We start from the raw sequence: 26,877 nt of genomic DNA on the forward strand, positions 1-26,877 counted from the left end.
TCGTGGGGGCAAAGCCCCCGCTGCAGACCCGCACAGGGTCTGCCATGGGCCACTGTCACAGGGGGACAGCTGCCGGAGTTCGACGGCTTTGCGTGGTCGAGAGGGGGAAAACCTTGGCCGGGTTCAGTAGCCACTTGGGATCGAACACATCCTTCACCCGCAGCTGTGCCTCGATATCCGCAGCGCCGTATTGATCCAGCATCAGATCACGCTTTTCGATCCCGACACCATGCTCCCCTGTCAGGCAGCCGCCCACCTCCACACAGAGCTTCAGGATTTCAGCGCCAAAGGCCTCGCAGGTTTCCAGATCGCCTGGTTTGTTGGCATCAAACAGGATCAAAGGATGCATATTGCCATCGCCTGCGTGAAACACATTGGCGACATCCAAGCCAAATTCCTGGCTCATCTCTCCAATGCGACGCAGCACATGGGGCAATGACGTAACAGGGATCGTGCCGTCCAGACACATGTAGTCATTGATCTGCCCCATCGCACCAAAGGCTGATTTCCGGCCCAGCCAAATGCGAGCCGCCTCATCGCTGTCGCGGGCCTCGCGCAGTTCCACCGGATTATGAGAGCGGGCAATTTCGGTGATCAGCCGCAACTGGTGGTCGATCTCCGCATCGCTGCCTTCGACTTCGACGATCAGCAGGGCTTCGCACATCGGATAGCCCGCCTTGGCGAAGGCTTCACAGGCCTCAATGCAAGGGCGGTCCATAAACTCAATCGCGACCGGCAGTACACCTGCCTTGATGATATCGCTGACACAGGCACCGGCGACTTCATTACTGTCGTAGCCAATCAGCACGGGGCGCGCCCCTTCGGGTTTGCGCAAAATGCGCAAAGTGGCCTCGGTCACCACCCCCAGCTGTCCCTCACTGCCGCAAATCACGCCCAGCAGATCCAGCCCACCCGCATCCAGGTGGGCGCCGCCTATTTCCACAACAGTTCCATCCATCATCACCATGGTCACCCCCATCAGGTTGTTGGTGGTGACGCCATATTTCAGACAATGGGCACCGCCGGAGTTCATCGCGATATTGCCGGCAATTGCACAGGCCAGCTGCGACGACGGATCCGGCGCATAGAAAAACTCTTCTTCTTCCACCGCGCCTGACACGCTCAGATTGGTGCGCCCGGTCTGCACCCGGATAATGCGGTTGTCGTAATCCGTCTCCAGAACAGCATTCATCCGCGCAACGCCAAGGATCACGCAATCAGCTGTCGGCAGAGCGCCACCGGCAAGCGAGGTGCCCGCGCCGCGCGGCACCACCGGAACACCAGCCGCATGGCAGATCCGCAGCACATCGGAAACTTCCTTGGTCGTGCGCGGCAGGACAACCAGCATTGGCGGGCATTTATATGCCGTCAGCGCGTCGCATTCATAGGCGCGAGTCTCCGCCGGGTCCTGAACCAGAGCATCATCCGGCAAGACCGCCGCAAGCCGCGATGCCAGCTCAGCCTTCTGTGACAGCACTGTCTGATCTGGGATGGGCATGTCCATGGGGCTCTCCTGTGGATCCGGTATTTGGTAAACTAATATTACCAATTTTCACAACTGGCAAGTCTGCAGTTCTACAGCTAGGGTCAGCACATGACCTTGCTCGACCGTATCGCCCTGTTTTCACCCGCTGATCTGGCAGCCTGCGTGCTTTTGATCCTATGCTGGCTTGGCATTGGATGGCGGATCGAAAATGCCACGGCTGAGCATCCTTCCGTCTCTGGCCTGATGGCTGAGTTCCGGCATGCCTGGATGATTCAGATGGTGCAGCGCGAACCGAGAATCTTTGATGCGCAGCTGATCTCGAACCTGCGGCAAGGCAGTGCTTTCTTTGCCTCGGCCTCAATGATCGCCATTGGCGGCGGGCTCGCCTTGATCGGCAACACGGATCAACTGGCTGGCGTCGCACAGGACCTGAGCCTGGAAAGCGCCCCCGCCTTTGTCTGGGATGTCAAAATCCTGATGGTGCTGTTGCTACTGTCGAATGCGTTTCTGAAGTATGTCTGGGCGCACCGCCTGTTCGGCTATTGCTTTGTGCTGATGGCGGCGGTGCCCAACACCGACGCGGATGCGCAGGCCTATCCCCGCGCCAGCCAGGCGGCGGATCTTAGCATTACTGCGGCGCGCAGTTTCAATCGCGCCATGCGATCCACCTATTTCGCCCTTGCCGCCGTGGCTTGGCTGATCGGTTCCTGGGCGCTGATTGCAGCCAGCCTTGTGACCTTTGCCGTGCTCTACCGCCGCGAGTTTGCCTCACAATCACGCAGCATATTGCAACGTGTACCCGCGAACACGACGCCACCTGCGCCGGGCGCGACCGTTGACGCCGACCGAAACAACACGCAGATGTGACTGCGACGGGATGCGCGTCCCGCCTATACTCGCGCCATGATCCGATGCATCACTCTTCTCGCTCTGATTTGGCTGCCTGCGGTGGCGCTGGCCGATGACCCACAGATAACCGAAGCGACCGCGCAGCAGACGGGCGACAGCTGGCGTATCAGTGTCACACTCACCCATCCGGACAGCGGCTGGGACCATTATGCGGACGGCTGGCGAGTGCTGGACACCAGCGGCAATGTGCTCGGTCTGCGCGAACTTGCCCATCCGCATGTAAACGAACAGCCCTTCACCAGGTCATTGGCTGGTGTGGCAACACCGGAAGGTTTGGACACCGTGTTGATCCAGGCCCGCTGCAATGTCGATGGCTGGTCCGAAGCAACCTATGTGCTGCCTCTTGCCTGCTCCTCCTGCTGACGCCATTGATGGCACCGCTCTGCTGAGGAGCCCTTTAGGCTAGACTCTGTGATACGGGCCGCCTGCCAGAATAGTGGCGGCGCGATAGATTTGCTCTGCCAACAGCACCCGCACCAGCATATGTGGCCAGACCATCTTGCCCAAAGAGATCGAGAAATCCGCCTCAGCACGCAAGCTGGGATCAATCCCATCCGCCCCCCCGATCACGAAGGCCACATCTTGGCGACCGGTATCGCGCCAATCGGCAAGGCGTTTTGAGAAATCAGGCGAACTCAGCAGCTTGCCGCGTTCGTCCAATGTGCAGATGACAGCCCCCTTGGGGATTGCCTTGCGCAGCAGTTCCGCCTCGGCGGCCATGCCTGCGTTTTTCTTGTCCTCGACTTCGACAATGCGACAAGGGCCCAGACCAAGGGCCCGACCCGTGCGGTCGAAGCGCTCAATATAGTCGTCAATCAACTGCTTTTCCGGGCTGGCCCGCAGCCGCCCGACCACGCAGAAATGAACTTTCATGAGGACACTTTCGATACAGGCCCGCGCCAGGCGCATACTACGCTCTGCACGGGCCGATCTGATGGAACCGAATCCGATCTGGGGATCAGTTCTCGCTCTGGGCAGGTGACGTGCCCGCAGGCAGCCACATTTTTTCGAGCTGATAGAATTCGCGCACTTCCGGACGGAACAGATGGACGATGATATCGCCGGTATCGATCAGCACCCAGTCGCCGGTGTCTTTGCCTTCGACCTTGCAGACCATGCCGTAATCCTGCTTCAGGCGGTCAGCCAACTTTTCAGCCATAGACGCCACCTGACGGGTAGAGCGACCCGAGGCAATAACCATGTGATCGCCAATAGCCGTTTTGCCGCGCAGGTCGATCTGCACGACATCTTCAGCCTTGTCGTCATTCAGCGAGGAAAGAACACGCGCCAGCAGCTCATCGCTGGTTGGCTGTGATTTGGTAGCCATTACGGCCACTCCGCGGCCAGCATCTGGGGCCGCCTGAGGTTCGGGTGACAGGACATTGTCCTCCTTGTAACGCGCCGCCGGTCCCCCGGCGCTGGGGTTGCCTCAATGTAGCAAGCCATATGCGGTTTTTCAATGAACCTTGACGGCCGGCTGCTATGCGCGCCGCGCAGGCGTAAGATCAGCGTGAAATGACGATGTGACTGAGCTGCCTTCCCTGTCAGAACGCGTCTCAGTCCTGCATTGCCACAGGCAGGGCCTCGTTCAGCACACGCACCTCCCGCTGTGGGAAGGGGATCGAGATTCCGGCCTCCTTGAAGGCGTCCCAGAGCGCCAGATAGACGTTCCCGCGAATATTGGTCAGCCCGCCGGTCGGATCGCTGATCCAGAACCGCAGCACATAGTCCACGCTGCTGTCCCCAAATCCGACGATGTGACAGACCGGCGCCCGGTTGCCGCCACTCAGCACACGCCCCACTGTCTTGGCCGCTTCAATCGCGACACGGCGCACCTCATGCGGGTCATCGCTGTAGCCGGTGCCAAACTTCAGATCCAGCCGTACGAATCGGTCTGTATGGGACCAGTTGACCACCTCATTGGTGATGAAATCCTCGTTCGGGATCAGGTATTCGCGCCCATCCCGGGTCACTACAGACACATAGCGCGCGCCAAGGGAATTGATCCAGCCGAAGGTCTCGCCGAGCGAAATTACGTCCCCCGGCTTGATGGACTTATCCAGCAGGATGATGAGGCCTGACACCAGATTGGACACAACTTTCTGTAGACCAAAACCAAGACCGACACCAATGGCACCAGACAGAACCGCAAGGCCCGTCAGGTCAATTCCAATCGCCTTCAACCCAATGAAGAAGGCACCGCCAAGCAGCAGGATCTGCGCCAGCTTGGCACCAAGCACCTGCATTGACGGTGAGATATCCGGATTGTTGCGGATCCGGTTCGCGGCAACGGATGAAATTGCACGCGCCAGCGTGAGCATCACACCCAGAATGACCACCGCCTGAACGATCAAGAACAGCGAGATTCGCAAATCCCCGAAATCAATCGCCACACTGTCGAGAAACGCCGTTGCTTCAGCTGTAATGCCGAGGATGCGTAGGGTGACCCAGATCCAGGCGCCATATTTTACCAGCTTTCGCAGCAGGGGATTGGCAACCAGCCGCGTCGCAAAGGACACGATCAACCAGGCCAGAGACAGGTTTGCGATCACCACCAATAGGCGTGACCTGCTGGGCCAAGTGATATCCTGCATGATCAGAACCGTGGTCCAGATCAGCAATACAAAGAGGATGCCACGGATACGCCTGTGCAAGACAAGCCCTGCCCGCATACGCCAACGCGGCCAGCCGGTGCGGCCCCGCAGCCAATCGTGAAAAGCCCCGGCGATAGGTTTGGCCAACACCGCGGCCAGGACCAACAGACCGGCTGCGATCCCGAGCTGATAGGCATTCCATGGGCGCAGCAGGACCTCCGCCGTGTTGGTCAGGAAATCCCACAGCTGCTGCCCAAGCTCAATCGCCTCAGCCGTGCTTTCGGCCAGCGCATCTTTGGTCTCGATCTGTTCGTCCGGATCCATGACGCTCCCTTTTGTTTGCGAGTCTGACGCGCCTTCAGGTTCCAATCAAGGCGCGACTTTGGGTGATATCGCAATCCCAGGTGCGACCATCCTGTTCACTGCGTTTCAGAACGAATCTTGATTGCCACGCCCAGCAGATGTATCTGACAGCCATGACCCTCGTTTTGGCCCATCATATCGAGCTGCAAGACCGCGCACGCCTGCGCGAACGGTTCTTTGGTGCCGCCCGCACGGTCCTGGCGCGGCTATAAGGCTGCCGCCAAGCCCTTTTGCCAGCTACATTCCAAAAACTACGGGAGAGGACTCATGTCCCCCAAGACGCTTTACGACAAAATCTGGGATGCGCATGTTGCGCATGAAGCCGAAGACGGCACCAGCCTGCTTTATATCGACCGCCATCTGGTCCACGAAGTGACAAGCCCACAGGCGTTTGAAGGCCTGCGCATGGCAGGCCGCGGCGTGCATGCCCCGGATAAAACCATCGCGGTGCCGGACCATAACGTACCAACCACGCTCGACCGCGCCAAAGGCATCGAGAATGAGGAAAGCCGCATTCAGGTCGAAGCTCTCGACAAGAACGCCCGCGAATTTGGCGTGCATTACTACCCGGTGGATGACGTCCGTCAGGGCATCGTGCATATCGTCGGCCCGGAACAGGGCTGGACCCTGCCCGGCATGACCGTGGTTTGCGGCGACAGCCACACCGCCACCCACGGTGCGTTCGGCGCGCTGGCGCATGGCATCGGCACCTCAGAGGTGGAGCACGTGCTGGCCACCCAGACGCTGATCCAGAAGAAGTCCAAGAACATGAAGGTGGAGATCACCGGCAAGCTGAAGCCGGGTGTGACCGCCAAGGACATCACCCTGGCCGTGATCGGCGAGACCGGCACCGCCGGCGGCACCGGCTATGTCATCGAATACTGCGGCGAAGCGATCCGCGATCTTTCGATGGAAGGCCGCATGACCGTCTGTAACATGGCGATCGAAGGCGGCGCCCGCGCCGGTCTGATCGCGCCGGACGAGACCACGTTTGAGTATGTCAAAGGCCGCCCGCACGCCCCGAAGGGCGCCCAGTGGGAAGCCGCGCTGACCTGGTGGAAAACCCTGTTCACCGACGAAGGCGCCCATTTCGACAAGGTTGTCACCCTGAAGGGCGAAGACATCCAGCCGGTTGTGACCTGGGGCACCAGCCCTGAGGACGTGCTGCCGATCACCGGTGTGGTGCCCGCACCTGAGGATTTTACCGGCGGCAAAGTTGAGGCGGCCCGCCGTTCGATTGAATACATGGGGCTGACCCCCGGTCAGAAACTGACCGACATTGAGATCGACACCGTGTTCATCGGCTCCTGCACCAACGGCCGCATCGAAGACCTGCGCGCCGTGGCTGAGGTCGTGAAGGGCAAGAAGATCAAGGACGGCATGCGCGCCATGGTCGTACCGGGCTCTGGTCTGGTCCGTGCTCAGGCTGAGGAAGAAGGCATTGCCGAGATCCTTCAGGATGCTGGTTTCGAATGGCGTCTTGCGGGCTGCTCCATGTGCCTGGCTATGAACCCCGACCAGCTGTCCGAAGGCGAGCGCTGTGCCGCAACCTCCAACCGGAACTTCGAAGGTCGTCAGGGCTACAAGGGTCGCACCCATCTGGTGTCCCCTGCCATGGCTGCCGCTGCTGCCCTGACAGGCAAGCTGACCGATGTGCGCGAGCTGAACTAAGGAGCCAGCAAAATGGAAAAGTTCACAAAAATCCAAGGCATCGCTGCCCCCATGCCGCTGGTCAATATCGACACCGACATGATCATCCCGAAGGTGTTCCTGAAGTCCATTCAGCGCACCGGTTTCGGCAAGAACCTGTTCGACGAGATGCGCTATAACCGCGACGGCACTGAGATTGCGGACTTCGTGCTGAACAAGCCGCAGTACCGCGACGCCGAGATCCTGATCGCGGGCGACAACTTTGGCTGCGGCTCCTCGCGCGAACATGCGCCTTGGGCGATTGCCGACTTTGGCATCAAGTGCATTGTGTCGACATCCTTTGCCGACATCTTCTTCAACAACAGCTTCAAGAACGGCATCCTGCCAATTGTCCTGCCGCAAGAGCAGGTGGATCTGTTGATGAAGGACGCGGAAAAAGGCGCAAACGCGCGCATGACTGTCGATCTGGAAGCGCAGGAAATCACCACATCCGATGGTGAGGTAATCTCCTTCGAAGTCGACGCGTTCAAAAAGCACTGCCTGCTGAACGGGCTCGACGACATTGGTCTGACCATGGAGAAATCCGCCTCTATCGCCAGCTTTGAAGACAAGGCTGCGCAAGAGCGCCCCTGGGTCTGACCCGACATCAGGTCACCTTTGATATCACCGCGAAAAGCCGCCCCCACGGGCGGCTTTTTTGTCGTGAGGCTATGCTCCAGTTGCAGACAGCCACGCGATCTGCTGCCCATGCGGGCCGGTCCATGCCAAGGGCTGGCCATTCTGCATAAGTAAGAACATTCCGTCCCGAGGCTGACCTGCACTGGCAGAAAACTGAGGGAAGACGCGCGGCCCCTCGTTGCTGATCCAGATTGCGTCACTCTCAAGCATCTGCTTGGCGAAGGCATCCCGCTGCTGTTGATCGGCGACATAGGTCAGAACTGCGGTGTGAAAGATGACAACGGTTGCATTGCCCGGTGCCTCAGCGACCAGCGCAGGCAAATCCTGCATCAAATCTCCGGAGACCACATGTGGCGGACAATGCTTTGCGACCGAAATCGCAGACCGCAGCCGACCGAGGCGCAGCCGATGTTCAGGCCAGACCAACTGTTCCAGCCAAGCCACGTCAGCGTCACAACTGACATCAAGAGGGTTCAGATCCAGCCCCGCCCGCCAGATAATATCAGGGTGCGCCATCGGTCGCGGTGTACCCGGTGACGTATTGCACTGAAATATCGGGGCGTGACCTGCAAATTCCGGCGGCGGGGGCAACTTATGGTCGCCCCAATCGTACCCATAGATATCTGGCAACAGGCACAGACCAGCGGAGGCGCCCACCTCAATCAGCGCGATCGGCCCAGTGATCTGCGCCAAAAGGGGCAGCAAGACAGCACAGCGTCCCGGCTCATTCGTCTGCGTCGTCCGTCTTCGCATGACCGTGGCAACTTCCTCGGCAAGGTCGCGGATGACCCTGTCAAATGCCTCGGGACAGGAAATGTTGCCTGCAACGTGGCGCACTGCCGCAAACAGCAAATTGGGTTGCTGACGATCTGCAGGCAACGCCGACAAAAAGCCGAGACAGTTTTGCGAGTGAGCCACATGCAGCGCCAGCCTCTCATAGATGGGCGACTGACCTGCGGCCTCCCATTGCGCGAATCTGACGTAGCGTTCTGCAATGTGAGGGATCATCCCAGCCTCCAACCAAACCGCGAGCAGCACGCGCGGCGACTGACCTGCGCCGAAATCTGCCCTAATCCCCACTATCCCAGTTGCGCGGCTCTCCCACAACATATTGTGGACCACCGCATAAACCCTTGTTTTCACTCACACGCAGCCACGATCACTGATGCAAACCAGCACCACCCTACCACCCAAAACACGCAAAACCCTGCTGAAACCCTGGTGCGAACTTGAGCAATATCCCGCTGACGGGCACAAATAAGGCGGAAATGAGGCAGCGCTCAGCAGAGACATTTCACCAAGAAATGCATGCGGGCATCAAGTTGGAACAACGGCACGGCAATGCACCGGCCAGTCCAGTTTGAAGGGATCGAGGCGTGATAGCACGGATTACAGGCGCGGCCATCCGCGGCATCTTTGTTGCATTGCTGATTGCAATGCCATCGCTGTTGTTGCCGGATGCAGCGACACGGTCACCCGAGGTGATCGCCCTGCTTGCCATCCTCGCCGCAGCACTGACCTTCGCCGAGTATTTCTCAAGCTATCCAAGTTTCGTGGAGTTTCGCGAGGCGCCTCCGCTGAACAGAATGCGGTTCATATCGCTGGCCCTGATCGTCATTCTGGTCAGCCTGGTGGCCCGCCATCCAATGGAAGCAACTGCCCTCACCTCTCTGGTGCATGGTCTGGCCTCAGGGCTGGGCGACACACTTGATTTTGCGTTCTCCCCGATCCAGCTGACCGGGTTGATGATGCCCGCCCATGTGGCGCCAGATCTTATCTCACAGGTGATGGCGGCAGCGGCGCTCAGCTATATGATTGCCCTCATCACCATCCTTGGTTTTGCACTGGCGATCCGGCTTCGGGACTGGCCGCTCAGTAATGGGCCTTTCAATGTCTGGACCAACCTGCCTCTCTTCGACCCAACGACCGGCGGCGATGTGGTTGAGCGGCTGCAACGGGATGCCCGGATCAATATCGTTGGTGGCGTGCTTCTGCCCTTCGCGCTGCCTGCGATGGTGAAGCTCACCTCCGGTGTCGTGGACCCTAGCCTGCTGGCGGCCCCGCAGACCCTGGTCTGGGTCGTTTCGGCCTGGGCCTTTGTTCCTGCGTCAATGATTATGCGCGGGCTCGCAATGCTGCGGATTTCAGATCTGATCGCGCAGAAGCGCCGTGCCGCCTATGCCAGTTCAGAGGCATTGCAAACCGCATGAGACAGCTGGCCACGCTCCTGCTGGCCGTTCTCCTTCCATTGATCAACCCTGCCGACGCGGACCCTGCAAAGACCTTGCGCATCGCCAGCTTCAATACGGAGCTGTCCCGCAAGGGACCCGGCCTGTTGTTGCGGGATCTGCAACGCGGCAAGGATCCGCAGATAGCCGCCATTTTGCAAACACTCACCGAGGCCGATGCTGATGTACTTGTCTTGCAGGGGATGGATTGGGACTACGAAGGCCGCAGCCTGGCCGAACTACGCAACCTCCTGGCCAAACGCATCCCCCGTTATGGCCATATCTACGCGGCGCGGCCCAATACTGGCATGCAGACCGGGCACGACATGGACGGCGATGGGCGTTTGGGCACCGCGCGGGATGCACAGGGCTATGGGCGGTTCACCGGGCAGGACGGCATGGCCATCCTCTCTCGGCTGCCCATTCTGCGCGATGACGTGAGAGATTTGTCTGCGTTGCTTTGGCACGATCTGCCCGGCGCCGCGCTGCCGACCTACCCCGATGGTACGCCCTTCCCCAGCCGTGACGCGCTGGCAGCTCAGCGCCTGTCGACAACAGGGCACTGGGTCGTCCCTGTCCTGCTGCCCAGTGGTGAGCCGCTGTCAGTTCTGGCATTTCAGGCAACACCCCCGCTGTTTGACGGGCCGGAAGACCGCAACGGACTGCGCAACCAAGACGAAATCAGGCTTTGGCAGGTCCTGCTGGATGGTGGGCTTGGTCCCGCACCAGCCGAACCATGGGTCATCGTGGGCGGAGCCAACCTCGACCCCGACAAAGGCGCCGGTCGCCGCGCGGCCATCGCGGATCTGCTCCGCGATCCGCGCCTGCAAGACCCACGACCACGGGATAGTGCAGGACACATAGATACCGTCAACTGGGGCACATCCGGTTCGATGCGTGTCGATTACGTCCTGCCCTCACAAGCGTTGCAGGTTGTCGCATCAGGGCTGATATGGACTGCTAACATCCCGGCCAAAGGTGACGACGCGAACCGCCCTGCCAGCCGTCATGCGCTGGTCTGGACAGATCTGCAAATTCCGTAGCTGTTCTGTAGCAACAAGATGGCGCGAAAACTGCCCTCTCAGCCATAAAAACAAAGCGATCAGCCGCTATCTGCGCCCGGAACATTGACCCAAGGGCGATGTGCCGTTACCCCGGCTGCAACGCTTTCAAGGAGTACCCATATGTCCAACCCATCGATTCTGATTCTGCCCGGCGACGGGATCGGCCCCGAGGTCATGGCCGAGGTCCGCAAGGTCATCACCTGGTATGGCGAAAAGCGCGATCTACAGTTCGATGTGAGCGAGGACCTCGTTGGTGGGGCCGCCTATGATGTGCACGGCAAACCGCTGGCCGATGAGACCATGGAGAAGGCACAAGAAGTCGATGCGGTTCTGTTGGGCGCCGTGGGCGGCCCCAAGTACGACGATCTCGACTTCTCCGTCAAACCAGAACGCGGCCTTCTGCGTCTGCGCAAGGAGATGGATCTCTACTCCAACCTGCGCCCGGCGCAATGCTTTGACGCGCTGGCGGATTTCTCTTCCTTGAAGAAGGACATCGTTGCCGGTCTCGACATCATGATCGTGCGCGAACTGACCTCGGGTGTCTATTTCGGTGAACCACGCGGCATCTTCGAAGAGGGCAATGAGCGCGTCGGCATCAATACCCAGCGCTATACAGAGAGTGAAATCGAACGCGCCGCACGGTCTGCGTTTGAACTGGCCATGCGCCGGAACAAAAAACTCTGCTCGATGGAAAAAGCCAATGTGATGGAGTCCGGCATCCTGTGGCGCGAAGTGACCACCCGCGTCTCTGCCGACTACCCAGAGGTCGAGCTGTCCCACATGTATGCTGACAACGGCGCGATGCAGCTGGTGCGCGCGCCCAAGCAGTTTGACGTGATCCTCACCGACAACCTCTTTGGTGACATCCTGTCCGACTGTGCCGCAATGCTGACCGGCTCTCTGGGTATGCTGCCGTCTGCTTCGCTCGGTGCGCCAATGGCAAACGGCCGACCCAAGGCGCTGTATGAGCCGGTACACGGGTCCGCGCCGGATATCGCGGGCCAAGGCAAGGCAAATCCGATTGCCTGTATCCTCAGCTTTGCGATGGCGCTGCGCTACAGCTTTGATCAGGGGTCCGAGGCGGACCGCTTGGAAACTGCGGTGGAGAAAGTTCTGGCTGATGGTCACCGCACCGGCGATCTGCTGGGCGAAGAAGGCGTCTCGCCGATCAGCACATCTGAAATGGGCGATGTGATCATCGCCGCCCTTGACGCCAGCCTCTAAGGGCTTCGGCATAAATCGCGGCGCGGGCCACCGATGGCCCCGCCGCATCAGCCTCAGACCGGTCGCGAACCTGACACGTGGCAGCCAGACTACGCGCCGATTGGACGGTGCGATCCGCGACAATCATCGGTTTTTTTAGTATTTTCCTGACAGTGTTAGCGCTATAGTGCAGGCTATCTGCCGCGTTTTGCAGCCATCCGGATAAGCCTATGAACATAAAAGCCGCTCTGCTTGCCCTCTTGGCCTATGCGATTTTTTCCACTCACGATGTGGTGGTCAAGATCCTCGGCGCCGATGTGTCTCCGGTTCAGTTGGTATTCTTCAGCAGCCTCTTGTCCTTTCCGCTGCTGGTTCTGATGCTGGTGAAAGATGCGACCCCTGGCCATCTGAGACCTGTCCATCCCTGGTGGATGGCTGCGCGGTCCGCAACAATGGCTGTGATCCCTGCCAGCGCCTTTTATGCGTTCTCCGAACTGCCGCTGGCGGAAACCTATGCGTTGCTGTTTGCCACGCCGCTGCTGATCACCCTGCTGTCGATCCCGATCTTGGGCGAACGTGTCGGGCTGCCGCGACTGGCGGCGGTCGTGGTCGGCTTTATCGGCGTGATGGTGGTGTTGCGCCCCGGTGCGACCAGCTTTGGCCTCGGTCATGCGGCCGCGCTTTTTGCCTCTTTCTGCGCCGCTTTTCAGTCGGTCGTTCTGCGCAAAATCAGTGCGGATGAGCGCCGGGTCGTACTGATGATCTATCCGATGCTGATGACCTTTGCGGTCATGGGGTTGGCACTGCCGCTGGTCTATGTCCCACTGGAAGGTGTGACCTTTGGCGGCATCACGATTGTGGCCCTGTTTGGGTTTTGCGCGACGTTGCTGACGGTCAGCGCCTATACCATCGGCGAGGCGGCGATCGTCGCCCCCATGCAGTACTCCCAGATCATCTGGGCCACCATCTTCAGCGTGGTTCTTTTCAACGAAAAGGTCGATTTGATGACATTGGTCGGTGCCGCCATCATCATCGCCAGCGGAATTTTTATTGTGCTGCGCGAAGCCTTTGGCGGGCGCTCCGATAATACTCCGGTTCTGCGCACCCGGAGCCGTGGATATACTGCGGGCGGCACCAATGTATCACTCATGCTGAAACGGCAAAGCGAGGATAAACCGGCGGAATAGGGCTTGCATATCCAAGCCCTGCCGTGTAATTCCGCGCCACGGTCGGAGCGTAGCTCAGCCTGGTAGAGCACTGTCTTCGGGAGGCAGGGGCCGGAGGTTCGAATCCTCTCGCTCCGACCAAATATGCAAAGGCGCCCTTGGGCGCCTTTTGTGTTTTCAGGTCCGTGATCCGCCCTTAGCCGCCGTTCGTGGCAAAGCACATAAACAGTCCGGCGCCACCTGTCATGGCAAGAGCTTCCATCGAACAGCCACGCGTGTCATGCGCCGCATTCCAGGATGTATTGCCGCCACCATGGCGATCATGATGTCCGACCGTGGCACTGCCCTCTCCGGAACTGGTCCAATTGCTACAGGTCTTATCGCCCTCCATCCACGGGAAATAAGCGGTGCCATCCGCCATGGTGCCAGTAAGCAGATCATGGACATTTGGGCGATCGCCCCGGCCATTTACCAGATTACCATTTTCATCCAGCCCAGTGGATTTGACGATATTGGGACTAAGATGCAGCTCATCCAGATTGCCCGCGATCTGTACGCCCTCGGCATTGTGCCATGGACCGCTGCCAATCCGGTCACGCGCTGAAGTCCCGCGCTTCCCCTCTTCCTGCGTGCTGAGATAGGCGCGCCAGGTTTTGCCCGTGATACCGGCCGCTTCGGCGAGGCTGGCACAATGTGCGTCTGCGCCCTCCAGTCCGCCGAGATCGCCGCCTTTTCCTGAGCCGACGCTGGTCACGAAAAAGCTCATGCTGGTGTCCTGGGCCAGCGCAGCCCCACCGGCGCTCAAGAGCAGCGGAATAGAGATCAGCGCGGCTTTGGCCGCAGCTATGGTCACTGTCATCTTATGGTCTCCCCTGTTGTATCGAACGGGGCGCCTGACCGCCTCTCGACAGAAACTACAGTCACGGATCCTGCCCTGCGCGCGCATACGCCTCCCAGTCTTTTAGGTAGAAGCCACCAGGGGGTTTTCAAACAAAGGTCAAGCATGTCCGCCAAGAGTGAGCGTCATAATAAAACAAGGCCGCACTGAGTGGTGTCAGTGCGGCCTTGTCTCTCATATCGCGAGTTTGGCTCTGATCCGCCAATTAGGCTCGAATCTCTTGCCAGGATTACCCGTGCAGGCGTTCCAACAGGTTGCCCAATGTGGCCTTTTCCTCAGCGCTGTATTTTGCCACCCGGCTGCGCCATAGCGTGGCCTGCGAGCGCAGGATCAGACCATCTGACATCAGCTTTAGGTGGTTGGCCCGCAGGGTTTCCCCGGTCGATGTGATATCGGCAACCATTTCAGCCGTCTCGTTCTTGACGGTGCCCTCGGTCGCGCCTTGGCTATCTACCAGCTGATAATCCGCAACACCTGCATCCATCAGATACTCACGCACAAGACGGTGATACTTCGTCGCAATTCGCAGCCGGTGGCCATGTTTCGCACGGAAAGCGGCAGCGACCGCATCCAGATCGTCGATGGTCTCCACGTCGACCCAGATTTGTGGCACCGCCAGAATGAGATCGGCATGACCAAAGCCGAGCCCTGCGATTTCTTCAACCTGCTGCTCCCAGAGGGGTAGTTTTTCCTGTACCAGATCGGTCCCGGTCACCCCAAGATGGATGCGCCCGGCGGCCAGTTCGCGGGGCATCTCCCCTGCGGATAGCAGCACCAGATCGATCCCCTCAATTCCCTCGACTGCGCCGGCATATTCACGGTCCGACCCCGTGCGTGACAGGGTAATTCCGCGTTTAGCGAACCATTCGAAGGTCTTCTCCATCAGCCGCCCCTTGGACGGCACCCCAAGCTTCAGGTTCATGACTTCGCCCCTTCCAGCAGCAGCATCAGATCGGGACGAACCACACCGCCAACGGCGGGAATTTCTGCCCCCTGTCCCAGCTGCCGCGTCAGCGCGTCATAGCGACCACCGCTGGCAATCACCGGCAGATCTGGACGGCTATCAGCGTAAAAGCCGAACACGAAACCATCGTAATATTCCATTGATGTGCGCCCGTATGAGGCTTCAAAATCGAGGCTGTCGACATCAATGCCCCGCGCCTTCATCGCCGCGGTACGCGCATCAAGCCGGTCCAGCGCCGGGTTAATCGCAGGCAGGTCCACCGCGATATCGCGCAGCTGTTCAGATGCATACGGAATGGTCTCGCGCACCGCCATCAGCGCCTCTAGTGCGGTCAGCTCATTCTCGGCAATCGGCGGGGCTGCCGCATCAGCGCGCAGGGCCTCAACACGGGCATCCACCTCCGCCGGGCGACGTTTGCCAATGGCGGGCACCTTCCCCGTCAGCACCCCTTCGGTAGACAGCAGCTTGCGACGGCTTTCCGCAACTGGGCTGCGTCCGGCAAACTGGTCGAGCATTGCCCGGAACCGGCGCGGCCGCCAGATATGGCGCATCAGGGCTGCCTTGCGCAACGACGTGGTATTTAGCCCCTCAACCGCCGCCATCAGGATACCGATATCACCGGTTGCGGCGCGCACGGGCAGGTCGCGCAGCTGCAACGCAATCAGCGCAAACACCTCGGCATCGGATCCCGCCGGATCATGGCGTTCAAAAACCTCATACCCGACCTGAAGATATTCGTTGGCGCGGTCCTCGTCGTGTTCCTGACGGCGAAATACGTCGCCTGCATAGGTGTAACGCGCGGGCTCTGCACCGTCGCGCATGTGCATTTCGACCACCGGCACGGTGAAATCGGGGCGCAGCATCTGCTCTCCGCGCAGCGCGTCTGAGGTCACGTAAGCGCGAGCGCGGATGTCCTCACCATAGAGATCCAACAGGGTCTCCGCAGGCTGCAGGAAGGGCGGCTCCACCACCCGTGCGCCAGCAGCCTCAAAACTCATGCGCAGCCGGGCGGCCAGCGTCAGGGCGCTTAGACGATCCCCCATCGCTCAGCCCTGCCCTGCAAGAATTTCGCGCACCTTGGCGACCAAATCACCGCGTGGCACTTCAAACTGGCTGGGGCGTTCTTTCCACTCTTCCAGGGTGGCGTTTTCAGCAATTTGAGCGCCAAGGATCAGATCCTTGATCTGGACCACGCCGCGGTCCTTTTCTTCACCACCCTCAATCACGGCGATCGGCGAATTGCGCTTATCCGCATATTTCAACTGATTACCGAAATTCTTGGGGTTGCCCAGATAGACCTCAGCCCGGATGCCTGCACTGCGCAGCTCAGCGACCATGGTCTGATAATCCGCCATGCGGGCCTTATCCATCACGGTAACGACAACGGGTCCAGTGGCCTCGGCCTTGATCCGCCCCTTTTCGCGCAGCGCCGCCAACAGGCGGTCGACGCCAATGGACACGCCGGTTGCAGGAACTTCCTGACCGGTGAACCGCTTTACCAGATCATCATAACGACCACCGCCGGAGACCGAGCCGAACTGCCGCTTGCGGCCTTTCTCGTCAAGGATCTCAAAGGTGAGTTCCGCCTCATAAACTGGACCGGTGTAATACCCCAGACCGCGCACCACCGATGGGTCGATGTCGATGCGGTCTGCACCGTAGCCGCCTGCGGCCAGCAGATCGCCGATCTGCTCCAGCTCGCCAACACCCTCAGCCCCAATGGAGCTGCTGCCAACCGCGTCGCTGAGGTTGGCAAGGGTCTTGGCAGCATCCACCCCCTTGGACGTCAGGAAGGCCAGCACCGGTGCGGCCTGATCTTCCGACAAACCAACACCATCGATGAAGGCACCAGAGGCATCCAGACGCCCCTTGGTCAGCAATTCGAGCACGCCGGCCTCGCCCACCTTGTCGAACTTGTCGATGGTACGCAGCACATCGTCGCGCTTGGCATCGCCTGCCTCAAGCCCCATGGCCTCCAGCACGCCATTCAGAACCTTGCGGTTGTTCACCCGCACCAGATAGTCGCCGCGCGGAATGCCGACGGTTTCCAGCGTATCAGAGAGCATCGCGCAGATCTCGGCGTCCGCCGCCATAGAAGCAGTGCCAACGGTATCGGCGTCACATTGGTAAAACTGGCGGTAGCGCCCCGGACCGGGCTTCTCATTGCGCCAAACCGGCCCCATCGCGTAGCGGCGATATGGTGTCGGCAGGTCGTTGCGGTGCTGGGCGTAAACCCGGGCCAGCGGGGCCGTCAGGTCATAGCGCAGCGCCATCCAATCACCGTTGCCGCCTTCGTCGTATTCCTGCCAGGCGAAGACGCCCTCATTGGGACGATCGACATCGGGCAGGAATTTGCCCAGCGCCTCAACGGTTTCCATCGCAGAAGATTCCAGCGCATCAAACCCGTAGCGATGATAAACCCCCGCGATGGCCTGCAGCATCTCGCTGCGCTGGCTCACCTCTTCGCCGAAATAGTCACGGAAGCCCTTGGGCGTGATCGCCTTGGGGCGGGGCTGTTTCTTGACTTTGGCCATCTTGGCCTCCTCGGGGTGTCAAATGGGTCAGATACTCGCCCGGCGGTCTAGCCCAAGGGCGGGCTGACAGCAAGGCGGCAGAGGTGCACACCCAGCAAGGCGTCTCCGCGCTGCCTCACATGAAGGCACCGTGTTTCAGACTTGTGACAGCATGGACGCGCCCGCCGCCAGCGCATATGAGAGCGTGAGCCCCAAGGAGACAATCATGCAACATCTTGAAGAGCAGATCGCCCACCTGACGCGCACCGTCGATGAGCTGAGCGAGGTCATCAACCGGCAGCAATCAGAGATCGACCGGCTGACCCACCGTGTCGCGATGCTGTATCAGCGCGAAGCTGCCCGTGAACAGGATGGCGGCGGCGGGGTTGTTATCGGTGACGAACGCCCACCGCATTACTGATCTTCTGGGACGGCTGACTGCGGCGCCTGTCAGCTGTCGCTGCTCGCCGGGGACGGTTTGAACGACAGCAAGCGCAACGCATTGAGCGTCACCAGCACCGTGGCGCCGGTGTCAGCCAGAATGGCGATCCATAGGCCCGTGATGCCCAGGACCGATGTGACAAGGAACACCCCCTTCAGCCCCAGCGCAACGGCGACGTTCTGACGGATATTGGTCAGCGTCGCGCGGGACAGCCGAATTACGCCAACCACGTCGCTGACCCGGTTCCTCAAGATCGCTGCATCTGCGGTCTCTAGCGCCACATCAGTGCCCGATCCCATTGCAACCCCGATCTGAGCGGTCGCGAGCGCAGGCGCATCGTTGATCCCGTCGCCAACCATCATGACCTGAGCGCTCTTGGTGAGCGCCTGCAGCGCCGTAACCTTATCCTCCGGCATCAGCTCCGCGTGATGGTCCAAGCCCAAGTGCCCGGCAATTGCCTCTGCCGTGCGAGCATTATCTCCGGTCAGCATGGTCGCGGTGATCCCCATCCGCACCAGCGCTTGCACCGCGTCATCCGCATCTTCGCGGGGTTCATCACGTAGCGCGATCAGCCCGTAGAGCGTCTCTTCGCTGAACAGGACGACGACCGTCTTGCCCTGCGATTCCAGCTTGGCCGCCTGCGCAAGGGCGGCCTCTGTCATGACACAGGTCTCTGAGGCAAAACGCGGGGACCCGACTGTGATCATAACGGATCCGACTTTGGCTGAGGCGCCCTTGCCTGGCACCGCACGGGCCTCCTGTGCCAACGGAATCTCCACGCCGCTGTCCGCCGCCCGCGCGCAGATCGCTTCCGCCAGCGGGTGGCTCGACTCGCGTTCCACCGCGGCGGCCAGTTCCAACAGCTTATCCTCGCTGCCATGATAGACGACGATATCCGTGACCTGCGGCCGCCCGCAGGTCAGTGTCCCGGTCTTGTCAAAAACCACATGTGTGGTGCCCGCCGCAGCCTCAATGACCGCGCCTCCCTTCAGCAACAGACCATGGCGCGCACCGGCTGACAAAGCCGACGCAATGGCCGCCGGAACACTGATCACCAACGCGCAGGGGCAACCAATCAGCAGCAGCGCAAGCGCGCGATAAATCCAGGTGTCCCAAACCAGACCGAAGCCAAGCGGTGGCACCAGTGCCACCAACAAGGCGACCCCCACAACGATGGGCATATACACACGGCTGAAACGGTCGATAAATCGCTCAGTCGGGGCGCGGGCACTCTCGGCCTCTTCAACCAAGCGAATAATCCGCGAGATCGTGTTATCTGCCGCCGCACGGCTCACGCGCACCCGCAGGACGGCCTCGGCGTTGATGGATCCGGCAAAAACCTCGGAACCGGGCTCTTTCAGACACGGAACGCTTTCGCCTGTCACCGGGCTCTCGTCTACGCCGGAGACCCCATCGATAACCGCGCCGTCGGCGGGCACGCGGTCACCCGGGCGCACCACAACGATCTGACCTTCACGCAGGCTGTCTGCTGCGACCTCTTCCAATACATCTCCCCGCTCCACCAACGCAGTTTTGGGCACGAGATCGGCCAGCGCACGAATCCCGTCTCGTGCTTTGTTCGCGGCCAATCCTTCCAGCATTTCGCCCACGGCAAAGAGGAAGACCACCAGCGCGGCCTCTTCAGCAGCGCCAATAAACAAGGCACCAATCGCCGCAATCGACATCAACATTTCGATGGTGAAAGGCATTCCCGCCCGCAGCATCGCAAAGGCGCGGCGTGCGATGGGGGCCACGCCGATCAGGGTTGCCAGCATAAACGCCCAGAGACCTACGGTAGGGGATGCCATGAGTTTGATCCCCCAGGCCAGCACCAGAAGAAAACCGGTCCCAAGGAGCAGTTGCCCCTTACCGCTGCGATACCATGCAGGTGTCTCGGTTGCGGTGGCAGAGCCGGTCTGCGTGGCGTCGCAGCACGGCGTCCGGTCAGTCCCCGAACCATCACCACGGGCCATCAGATCAAACCCTAACTTGCGCACCGTTTTCTCCACGGCGATCACCGACCCCTCTTGCGGGTCCAGATCCAGACGCAGCCGTTCGGCCATCATCGCGACCTCAACGCCGCTGACGCCCGGCAATCGTTCAACCGCGCCGCGCAGTTTCGTCGCGCAGGACCCACAGTCCATGCCCGTGACCCGCCACTCCAGCTGCTCACTCGTATCCCTGGCCATGTAAACGCCGCCTTTCCTGCTCTCATATTTTGTCAGCGACTTATGTAGTTGCTACAGCCACTAGAGCTTCAAGACATTTCTTCAGAAAAACCCGATCCAAATTCAGCCTCGCTCAAGACGTGCCGCAACGGCCTTGTTGGGAAAGGACGAAAAGCCGCTAAGCTGCGCAGAAAGCTTGGCCGATCCGCCAGCACCACGACCAAGGAGGCGCCCCCGTGCTGCAGTGTATTCGTGTGATCGAAATTGAAGGGCTGGGGCCTGCGCCCTTTGCCGCGATGATGCTGGCAGATCTTGGGGCTGACGTTATTTGCGTCCACCGCAAAGGGCACAACGCAGGTCTGATGCCACCCCATCCGATCATCGACCGTGGCAAACGCTCCATCATGCTGGATCTGAAATCAGCGGCCGATGTGGAGACGCTGCTGCAGCTGGTCGAAAACGCCGATGCGTTGATTGAGGGGTTTCGACCCGGCGTGATGGAGCGTCTGGGCCTTGGGCCTGCGGCCTGCCATGTTCGCAACCCTAATCTCATCTATGGTCGCATGACAGGCTGGGGGCAGGACAGCCCACTGGCGCAGACTGCAGGCCATGATCTGAACTATACCGCGCTCTCAGGCGCGCTTTGGTATGACGCGACGCCAGGAACGCCACCCCAGCCGCCTGCGACGCTGGTGGGCGATATTGGTGGAGGTGCGCTTTATCTGGTCGCTGGTATTCTTGCGGCACTTGTGAAGCGTGGAAACGCCCACGATGATAGCCCGTCCGGATGTGTGGTCGACGCAGCGATATACGATGGATCGGCCCATATGATGAACCTGCTGATGACATTGCAGCAGGCCGGGCAGTTTGCAACGCCGCGCGGGGCAAGCCTGCTGGATGGGCCCCATTGGAGCCGTTGCTACCTCTGCGCTGACGGCGGCCATATCAGCGTGCAATGTCTGGAACCGCAGTTCTACGCAGAGTTTCTGTCACGTCTGGATCTGGACGAGGACGCGCAATTCGCCCAGCAGCATGACAAAAGGCTGTGGCCCGTGCTCGCCGCGCGGCTGACCGGGATTTTTGCGACCCAGACGCGCGACTACTGGGCCGATCTGTTCGATGGCAGCGACGCCTGTGTGGCCCCAGTTCTGTCGCCGGAAGAAGCCGTGACCCACCCCATGAACACGCGAAGGACATGGATCATGGCAAACAATGGCCTGCAGGCGGCACCCGCGCCTCGATTCTCGGATCAGGGCGATTGGACCGCCCCTCCCACGCCAGAACGCGGTGAGCATACGGCCCAAATACTGGCGGACCTGATGCAGCGCGGACGCTAGGTCAGTCGGCTTTCTTGGCTTTCTCAGCTGCCGCCTTCATCCGCGCCAGCAGGTCGGCTTTTGTTTCGCGGCCGCCGTAGGGGTTCTTGTCGGACCCTTTAGCGTTGTGCTCTTGGTGGCGCGGGCTGTTCTTGCCCTTTTTGGGGGCGCCAGATTTCTTGTAGTCCATCGACTTGCCCTTTCGGCGTGATCGCAAAAGACGCTGATGCCGCAATTGGCCTCAGCGCGCAAGATTATCTCAAGCATTACATTGTGGCGTGCAGACGGATCAGCCGCCCCGCACCGCATCAATCATGCGCTGCACATTGTCCGGGTCCGCATCAGGCGTGATGCCATGACCAAGGTTGAAGATATGCGGCCCGTTCCCAAAGGCTTTGACGATGCGGCGGGTGTCATCCACCAGTTCCTGACCGCCGGTGACCATATGACGAGACGCGAGATTGCCCTGCACACAGCCGTCCACCTGAACATGGGCTGCGGCCCATTCAGGATCCACCGAATTATCAAGCGCGATGCAATCCACCCCGGTTGCCTTGGCAAACCCGACATATTTGTCACCGGCCTCACGCGGGAAGCCAATAACCGGGATGCCCGGATGACGCTCTTTCAACGCATCGGTGATCTGGCGGCACGGCTCCAACGCGTATTTCTCAAACGCCTCACCACGCAGCGAGCCTGCCCAGCTGTCGAAGATTTTGACCACCTCTGCACCGGCTTTGATCTGCATCGACAGATATTCAATCGTCGCCTCTGTGATGCGCGCCAGCAGGGCCTCAAACAGAGGGTTATTCTCCTGACGCAGCAGGTGCGCAGGCCCCTGATCCGGGGTGCCGCGCCCGGCGATCATATAGGTCGCGACAGTCCAGGGCGCACCGGCAAAGCCGATCAGCGTGGTCTCAGAAGGTAGCGCCGAAGAGAGCAAGCGCACCGTCTCATAGATGGGGTTCAGCGTTTCGTGAATATCGCTGACCGGGCCCAGCTTGGCGAAATCCGCTTCGGTGGTGATTGTCGAAAGGCGCGGCCCCTCGCCGGTTACAAACCACAGATCCGCCCCCAGAGCCTGCGGCACCAGAAGAATATCGGCAAAAAGGATCGCGGCGTCGAACCCGTAGCGGCGGATTGGTTGCAGGGTGACCTCGGTTGCCAGCTCCGGATTGTAGCATAGCGACAGAAAATCGCCCGCCTCGGCCCGTGTGGCGCGATATTCCGGCAGATAGCGACCGGCCTGACGCATCATCCAAATCGGCGGCACATCCTGTGTCTCGCCCGCCAATGCGCGCAGCAGTTTCTTCTGTTCGGCCATGGTCACCCTCATATCTGTGTTGCATCTGAGGTCTAGCCTTGGCGGCAAATTGTCAAGGGCAGCAGGACCGGTGCTTGTCATGGCATTATGTCGCGATTAAGGGTCAACACATGACACAGATTGATCTGCCCTCCCCCGCTTCGCCCCTGAAAATCGGCACCCGCGGTTCGCCTCTGGCGCTGGCCCAGGCCCATGAAACACGCGCCCGGTTGGTTGCGGCCTTCGATCTGCCACAAGATGCCTTTGAGATCGTGGTGATCAAAACCAGCGGGGACAATCAGGCGCTGATCGCGGCAGACAAACCGCTGAAGGAACTGGGCGGCAAAGGTCTGTTCACCAAGGAAATCGAAGAGGATCTGTTGTCCGGAGCCATCGATATCGCGGTGCATTCAATGAAGGATATGCCCGTGGCACAGCCTGCCGGGCTGCTGCTGGAAACTTATCTGCCCCGCGAAGACGTGCGTGATGCCTTCGTCTCGCCAGATGTCACTGCCATCGCTGATCTGCGCGAAGGGGCGGTTGTCGGCACCTCCTCCCTGCGGCGACGCGCCCAGCTGTTGCATCGTCGCCCCGATCTGCAGGTGGTGGAGTTTCGCGGTAACGTTCAGACACGCCTGACCAAGCTGCGCGATGGTGTCGCGGAATGCACATTCCTGGCAATGGCCGGCCTGAACCGGCTCGGCGCAGATCAGGTGCCCGCAACCCCCATTCCACCTGAGGACATGCTGCCCGCCGTTGCCCAGGGCGCCATCGGGATTGAGCGGCGCGCGGATGACAGCCGCACCGGCGATATGCTGGCCGCCCTTCACGACCGCAAAACCGGAGAGCGGCTGGCGGCAGAGCGCGCGTTTCTGGCCGCACTTGACGGCTCCTGCGAAACCCCGATTGCCGGGCTGGCCACCCTGGACGGCGGAACACTGCGATTGCGCGGCGAAGTTCTACGTCCTGACGGTTCCGAGGCGATCAGCGATGAGCAGTTCTGCCCGGTTGAGGACGGCGCGGAACTGGGCCGTGAGATGGCGGCAAAGCTGCTGGCCCAAGCCGGGGCAGGCTTCTTCGACTGGAAACGCTAAGGGCTGACCAAGGGGTGCGAGGCGCTGCCTCGCGCTCCGGGATATCTTCAGCCAGGAGATGCGCCAAGTGTGATGCCTCAGATCTGACCGGACCAACGCAACCAACGCTCTGGCCCGCCACCAAAGACATTCAGATCGACGTTCCCCTCAACCCCCGGCACCCGCCCGGTGCCGGTATATTGCCAGAACCGCCAAAGCGCGCCGGGATAGGTAACATGGGGGTGATCCGCAACAGAGCGCAGCCAGAATTCGGTGCCCCTCAGCCGGCCGATGCCCGTATCACGGTAGAAATCAACGGTGGTGTAGAGCACCGGGCGACGTCCGTAGTGCGCCTCAAGAATATCGAGAAACCGATCCGCCTCAGCACGGATTTTACTGCCGGAAGGCCGTTTTGTGCAGGTACGTGAATGGGGCGTCCATTCCATATCCAGCACGTGGGGCAAGGCGGCGCTGTCGCGCGGGACATGGCGGATGAACCAGCGCGCCTGCTCGGCCGCAGGGCGGCAGAAGTAATAATAATGATAAGCCCCGCGTTTCACACCGGCCCGCCGCGCGCCGCGCCAGTGATCGCGAAACTTCGGATCCGCCAGATCGCCGCCTTCGGTCGCCTTGAGGTAGGCAAAGCTGATGCCAGCCGCCTTCGCCCGGCGCCAGTCGATGTCGCCCTGCCAGCGTGAAACATCAATCCCGTGGATCGGATAGGACCAGGGCGTGCGGCCATCCCAAGGGTGTGGATCACTGTCACCAAATTTAGGGTGGGTGATCAACCCCGCGCGCGCCACGGCGAGGCTGGCAGCGGTCTCCCCCGGCTGGACCGGCTGACCGATCGGCGGTGAAGGCGGCGCGACAGATGTGGTGCGTGACCCGCAAGAGGCCAGCATCAACACTGCTGCAATCAACAGCCAAAGTCTGCTCATATGGACCTGCCCTGATCTGCCCCGGATCTGCGTGCAATCCCACGCCTTGCCTCAGTAAAGCGCGACCGACCGATCAGAGCAATGACCAAGGCATCCCCATGCCGCAATCAGCAAAACACCGCGACGTCAGATCCATTTGGCCATTGGTGGCAGGCTCATCAGCACCGCATTGGCATCATGACCGGTTTCCAGGCCAAACTTGGTCCCACGGTCATAGACCAGATTATATTCAGCATAGAGACCACGATGGACCAGCTGAATGTCCTTTTCCGGTGCGCCAAACGCCATCGGCCGTCGTTTTTCAACCAGTGGCAGATAGGCGGGAAGAAACGCGCGGCCAATGTCCTGCGTCAGGGCAAAATCAGCCTCCCAATCACCCGTGTTGCGATCATCCATGAAGATCCCGCCAACGCCTCGCGCCCGGTTGCGGTGGGGGATATAGAAATACTCATCCGCCCAGTCTTTCAGCTCTCCATAGAGCGCGTCCCCATGCGGTGCCAGATGCTGTTCCTGGGTGCGGTGGAAATGGGCCGTGTCCTCGTCATACTCAATACAAGGGTTAAGGTCGGAGCCGCCGCCGAACCACCAGGCATGCGGTGTCCAGAACATCCGCGTGTTCATGTGGACTGCGGGCGCATGGGGGTTCTGCATATGGGCAACAAGGGAAATGCCGGAGGCCCAGAACCTCGGATCGTCCTGCATGCCGGGGATCCCCTTACGGGCCGCCATGGCAGATTGGGCGCGTGCCCCCAGGGTGCCGTAAACCTCGGAGATATTGACGCCAACCTTCTCAAACACCCGGCCACCGCGCATCACGCTCATCAGGCCGCCGCCCGCATCGCTGCCCTCCTCGGCGCGACGGGTGGTTTCGCTGACCTCAAACCGGCCGGCAGGCTGATCGCAAAGGGGGCCGCTGTTGTGGCTGTCTTCCAGTGCTTCGAAAGCCGCGACGATGTCATCGCGCAAAGACTTGAACCAGGCCGCTGCGCGGGCCTTTTCGTTAATCATATCGGTGCTCATCTGGTCGCCTATGTCCGCAGGAGAGGTGGGAGATGGTTTAATGGACCGGCACGGCAACCGTGTCCAGCAACGTGCGCCCACCGTCCAATGTGACAATCTGTCCGGTCATAAAGGCGGCTGCGTCGGAAGCAAGGAACTGCGCGGCCTCGGTCAGCTCACTGGGAGAGGCAATCCGGCCCAGCGGCGTATGCCGTTCGATGTCCTGCCGATAAGCGCGGTTGTCCTTCAGCGTGGCCTGCATCGAGGCACTCATCACCGAGCCGAAAGCGATGGAATTGACCCGGATCCGATGCGGCGCAAGCGACACCGACAAAGAGCGCGTCAGCTGATCGAGTGCGGCGGAAGCCACGCAATAGGCCATAAGCTCAGGGTGGGACCGGCGCGCTGCGATGGATGACAGGTTGATGATTGCGCCATTTGGTCCGCTGCTGTCGCGCTGCTCCGCCTGCTTGATCATACGTCGTGCCACCTGTTGTGACAGACGCATGGTCGGCAGCAGGGTTTCATTGAGCAGCAGTTCCATGGACTCATCTTCCGGATCCAGCGGATCGGTCGGCACCACCTGCCGGGCGCCGTTGACCAGGATGTCGACCTCGTCAAAGGCATCAATCGTTGCCGACAGGAGATTGGCGATGGTCAGGCGTTCCCGCAGATCCCCGGCAAAATAGCGAATATTGCTCTCATCCGCCTGGGTGCCCAGCTCACTCAGCAAGGCCCGTTCATCGGTATCGGCAAACATCACATTGGCGCCCGCCGCAGCAAATTGCTTACCAATGGCCAAGCCGATGCCACTGGCCGAGCCGGTAACGATGGCCGTTTTGCCAGAAATGGAAAAAGACATGAATGACCTCCGTCAGGACTGAGAGGACGGACCAGCGGCCAGCCTCTTTTCTGCAACCTA

27 protein-coding genes and 1 tRNA gene are annotated in these 26,877 nt (G+C 60.4%); 13 read left to right on the top strand and 15 right to left on the bottom strand.

Features of this window, described 5'->3' with window-relative positions; translation table 11 throughout:
• Positions 1 to 55: 55 nt before the first annotated feature.
• Positions 56 to 1,504, bottom strand: a complete 1,449-nt coding sequence (locus tag D1820_RS09545; RefSeq protein ID WP_118068786.1) for an FAD-linked oxidase C-terminal domain-containing protein — start codon at positions 1,502 to 1,504, stop codon at positions 56 to 58.
• Between the two features lie 90 nt (positions 1,505 to 1,594).
• Here D1820_RS09545 and D1820_RS09550 point away from each other — a divergent pair, with 90 nt between their 5' ends.
• On the top strand, positions 1,595 to 2,353 hold the full coding sequence (locus D1820_RS09550) for a DUF599 domain-containing protein (protein WP_118068787.1): 759 nt from the start codon (positions 1,595 to 1,597) through the stop codon (positions 2,351 to 2,353).
• Between the two features lie 36 nt (positions 2,354 to 2,389).
• Positions 2,390 to 2,758 (top strand): hypothetical protein, encoded by a 369-nt coding sequence (locus D1820_RS09555; RefSeq protein ID WP_118068789.1) that lies wholly within the window; start codon positions 2,390 to 2,392, stop codon positions 2,756 to 2,758.
• A 39-nt stretch (positions 2,759 to 2,797) separates the two neighbouring features.
• Here D1820_RS09555 and rlmH read toward each other — a convergent pair whose 3' ends face one another.
• The 3 genes from rlmH to D1820_RS09570 form a co-directional block, all read right to left on the bottom strand.
• Entirely contained in the window at positions 2,798 to 3,268 is a 471-nt protein-coding gene (gene rlmH, locus D1820_RS09560) for a 23S rRNA (pseudouridine(1915)-N(3))-methyltransferase RlmH (RefSeq protein ID WP_118070128.1), read from the bottom strand.
• Between the two features lie 85 nt (positions 3,269 to 3,353).
• The gene (gene rsfS / locus D1820_RS09565; RefSeq protein WP_024095960.1) at positions 3,354 to 3,722 is read right to left on the bottom strand and encodes a ribosome silencing factor; all 369 of its coding nucleotides are present in this window, start codon (positions 3,720 to 3,722) and stop codon (positions 3,354 to 3,356) included.
• A gap of 229 nt (positions 3,723 to 3,951) precedes the next feature.
• Positions 3,952 to 5,313: a mechanosensitive ion channel family protein gene (locus D1820_RS09570; RefSeq protein WP_040174518.1), complete on the bottom strand. Its 1,362-nt coding sequence runs from the start codon at positions 5,311 to 5,313 to the stop codon at positions 3,952 to 3,954.
• Positions 5,314 to 5,465: 152 nt separating this feature from the next.
• Between D1820_RS09570 and D1820_RS09575 the strand changes: the two genes are divergently transcribed.
• The 3 genes from D1820_RS09575 to leuD are packed head-to-tail and all read left to right on the top strand — an operon-like array spanning position 5,466 to position 7,641.
• Complete coding sequence (locus D1820_RS09575) at positions 5,466 to 5,564, top strand: isopropylmalate isomerase (RefSeq protein WP_241770621.1); 99 nt, start codon at positions 5,466 to 5,468, stop codon at positions 5,562 to 5,564.
• Positions 5,565 to 5,619: 55 nt separating this feature from the next.
• Positions 5,620 to 7,023, top strand: a complete 1,404-nt coding sequence (gene leuC / locus D1820_RS09580) for a 3-isopropylmalate dehydratase large subunit (protein WP_096872612.1) — start codon at positions 5,620 to 5,622, stop codon at positions 7,021 to 7,023.
• A gap of 12 nt (positions 7,024 to 7,035) precedes the next feature.
• Positions 7,036 to 7,641, top strand: a complete 606-nt coding sequence (gene leuD / locus D1820_RS09585) for a 3-isopropylmalate dehydratase small subunit (RefSeq protein WP_040181116.1) — start codon at positions 7,036 to 7,038, stop codon at positions 7,639 to 7,641.
• Between the two features lie 69 nt (positions 7,642 to 7,710).
• On the opposite strand, the gene D1820_RS09590 is transcribed toward leuD, so the two are convergent.
• A complete protein-coding gene (locus D1820_RS09590; protein ID WP_118070130.1) occupies positions 7,711 to 8,688 on the bottom strand; it encodes a DUF2332 domain-containing protein in 978 nt (325 codons plus the stop codon).
• Positions 8,689 to 9,056: 368 nt separating this feature from the next.
• On the opposite strand from D1820_RS09590, the gene D1820_RS09595 reads away from it, so the two are divergent.
• The 5 genes from D1820_RS09595 (at position 9,057) to D1820_RS09615 (ending at position 13,482) form a co-directional block, all read left to right on the top strand.
• On the top strand, positions 9,057 to 9,890 hold the full coding sequence (locus D1820_RS09595; protein WP_096789866.1) for a hypothetical protein: 834 nt from the start codon (positions 9,057 to 9,059) through the stop codon (positions 9,888 to 9,890).
• A complete protein-coding gene (locus D1820_RS09600; RefSeq protein WP_118068791.1) occupies positions 9,887 to 10,951 on the top strand; it encodes an endonuclease/exonuclease/phosphatase family protein in 1,065 nt (354 codons plus the stop codon). The genes D1820_RS09595 and D1820_RS09600 overlap by 4 nt, the downstream gene beginning before the upstream one ends.
• A gap of 141 nt (positions 10,952 to 11,092) precedes the next feature.
• On the top strand, positions 11,093 to 12,196 hold the full coding sequence (gene leuB / locus D1820_RS09605; RefSeq protein ID WP_024095953.1) for a 3-isopropylmalate dehydrogenase: 1,104 nt from the start codon (positions 11,093 to 11,095) through the stop codon (positions 12,194 to 12,196).
• Between the two features lie 209 nt (positions 12,197 to 12,405).
• Positions 12,406 to 13,362, top strand: a complete 957-nt coding sequence (locus D1820_RS09610) for a DMT family transporter (protein WP_118068792.1) — start codon at positions 12,406 to 12,408, stop codon at positions 13,360 to 13,362.
• A 43-nt stretch (positions 13,363 to 13,405) separates the two neighbouring features.
• Positions 13,406 to 13,482: transfer RNA gene (locus D1820_RS09615), tRNA-Pro, on the top strand.
• 55 nt (positions 13,483 to 13,537) lie between these two features.
• On the opposite strand, the gene D1820_RS09620 is transcribed toward D1820_RS09615, so the two are convergent.
• From D1820_RS09620 to hisS, 4 genes are all read right to left on the bottom strand, one after another.
• Positions 13,538 to 14,200, bottom strand: coding sequence for a hypothetical protein (locus tag D1820_RS09620; RefSeq protein ID WP_118068794.1), 663 nt, complete (start codon positions 14,198 to 14,200; stop codon positions 13,538 to 13,540).
• A gap of 268 nt (positions 14,201 to 14,468) precedes the next feature.
• The gene (gene hisG, locus D1820_RS09625; RefSeq protein ID WP_118068796.1) at positions 14,469 to 15,161 is read right to left on the bottom strand and encodes an ATP phosphoribosyltransferase; all 693 of its coding nucleotides are present in this window, start codon (positions 15,159 to 15,161) and stop codon (positions 14,469 to 14,471) included.
• The gene (locus tag D1820_RS09630; RefSeq protein WP_118068797.1) at positions 15,158 to 16,246 is read right to left on the bottom strand and encodes an ATP phosphoribosyltransferase regulatory subunit; all 1,089 of its coding nucleotides are present in this window, start codon (positions 16,244 to 16,246) and stop codon (positions 15,158 to 15,160) included. Before D1820_RS09630 ends, hisG begins: the two co-directional genes overlap by 4 nt.
• Positions 16,247 to 16,249: 3 nt before the next feature.
• A complete protein-coding gene (hisS, locus tag D1820_RS09635) occupies positions 16,250 to 17,737 on the bottom strand; it encodes a histidine--tRNA ligase (protein ID WP_118068799.1) in 1,488 nt (495 codons plus the stop codon).
• Between the two features lie 205 nt (positions 17,738 to 17,942).
• Here hisS and D1820_RS09640 point away from each other — a divergent pair, with 205 nt between their 5' ends.
• Positions 17,943 to 18,137: a SlyX family protein gene (locus tag D1820_RS09640; RefSeq protein ID WP_014875870.1), complete on the top strand. Its 195-nt coding sequence runs from the start codon at positions 17,943 to 17,945 to the stop codon at positions 18,135 to 18,137.
• Positions 18,138 to 18,166: 29 nt separating this feature from the next.
• On the opposite strand, the gene D1820_RS09645 is transcribed toward D1820_RS09640, so the two are convergent.
• Positions 18,167 to 20,347 (bottom strand): heavy metal translocating P-type ATPase, encoded by a 2,181-nt coding sequence (locus tag D1820_RS09645; RefSeq protein ID WP_118068800.1) that lies wholly within the window; start codon positions 20,345 to 20,347, stop codon positions 18,167 to 18,169.
• Positions 20,348 to 20,562: 215 nt separating this feature from the next.
• Here D1820_RS09645 and D1820_RS09650 point away from each other — a divergent pair, with 215 nt between their 5' ends.
• Positions 20,563 to 21,663, top strand: a complete 1,101-nt coding sequence (locus D1820_RS09650) for a CaiB/BaiF CoA-transferase family protein (protein WP_118068802.1) — start codon at positions 20,563 to 20,565, stop codon at positions 21,661 to 21,663.
• A 1-nt stretch (position 21,664) separates the two neighbouring features.
• On the opposite strand, the gene D1820_RS19115 is transcribed toward D1820_RS09650, so the two are convergent.
• Both D1820_RS19115 and hemE read right to left on the bottom strand, forming a co-directional pair.
• Entirely contained in the window at positions 21,665 to 21,832 is a 168-nt protein-coding gene (locus D1820_RS19115; RefSeq protein WP_014881143.1) for a hypothetical protein, read from the bottom strand.
• A 99-nt stretch (positions 21,833 to 21,931) separates the two neighbouring features.
• Positions 21,932 to 22,966 carry a uroporphyrinogen decarboxylase gene (gene hemE, locus D1820_RS09655; protein ID WP_118068804.1) on the bottom strand — a complete coding sequence of 345 codons (1,035 nt, stop codon included), beginning with the start codon at positions 22,964 to 22,966 and terminating at the stop codon, positions 21,932 to 21,934.
• Between the two features lie 110 nt (positions 22,967 to 23,076).
• On the opposite strand from hemE, the gene hemC reads away from it, so the two are divergent.
• The gene (gene hemC, locus D1820_RS09660) at positions 23,077 to 24,039 is read left to right on the top strand and encodes a hydroxymethylbilane synthase (RefSeq protein WP_118068805.1); all 963 of its coding nucleotides are present in this window, start codon (positions 23,077 to 23,079) and stop codon (positions 24,037 to 24,039) included.
• A gap of 77 nt (positions 24,040 to 24,116) precedes the next feature.
• Here hemC and D1820_RS09665 read toward each other — a convergent pair whose 3' ends face one another.
• The 3 genes from D1820_RS09665 to D1820_RS09675 form a co-directional block, all read right to left on the bottom strand.
• Complete coding sequence (locus tag D1820_RS09665; protein WP_118068807.1) at positions 24,117 to 24,956, bottom strand: GH25 family lysozyme; 840 nt, start codon at positions 24,954 to 24,956, stop codon at positions 24,117 to 24,119.
• A gap of 126 nt (positions 24,957 to 25,082) precedes the next feature.
• Complete coding sequence (gene hemF, locus D1820_RS09670; protein WP_118068808.1) at positions 25,083 to 25,976, bottom strand: oxygen-dependent coproporphyrinogen oxidase; 894 nt, start codon at positions 25,974 to 25,976, stop codon at positions 25,083 to 25,085.
• Positions 25,977 to 26,013: 37 nt separating this feature from the next.
• Positions 26,014 to 26,817, bottom strand: coding sequence for an SDR family NAD(P)-dependent oxidoreductase (locus tag D1820_RS09675; RefSeq protein WP_118068810.1), 804 nt, complete (start codon positions 26,815 to 26,817; stop codon positions 26,014 to 26,016).
• Between the last annotated feature and the right edge of the window lie 60 nt (positions 26,818 to 26,877).

Origin of the sequence: Phaeobacter sp. LSS9 (assembly GCF_003443595.1) — a bacterium.
GTDB lineage: Bacteria > Pseudomonadota > Alphaproteobacteria > Rhodobacterales > Rhodobacteraceae > Phaeobacter > Phaeobacter piscinae.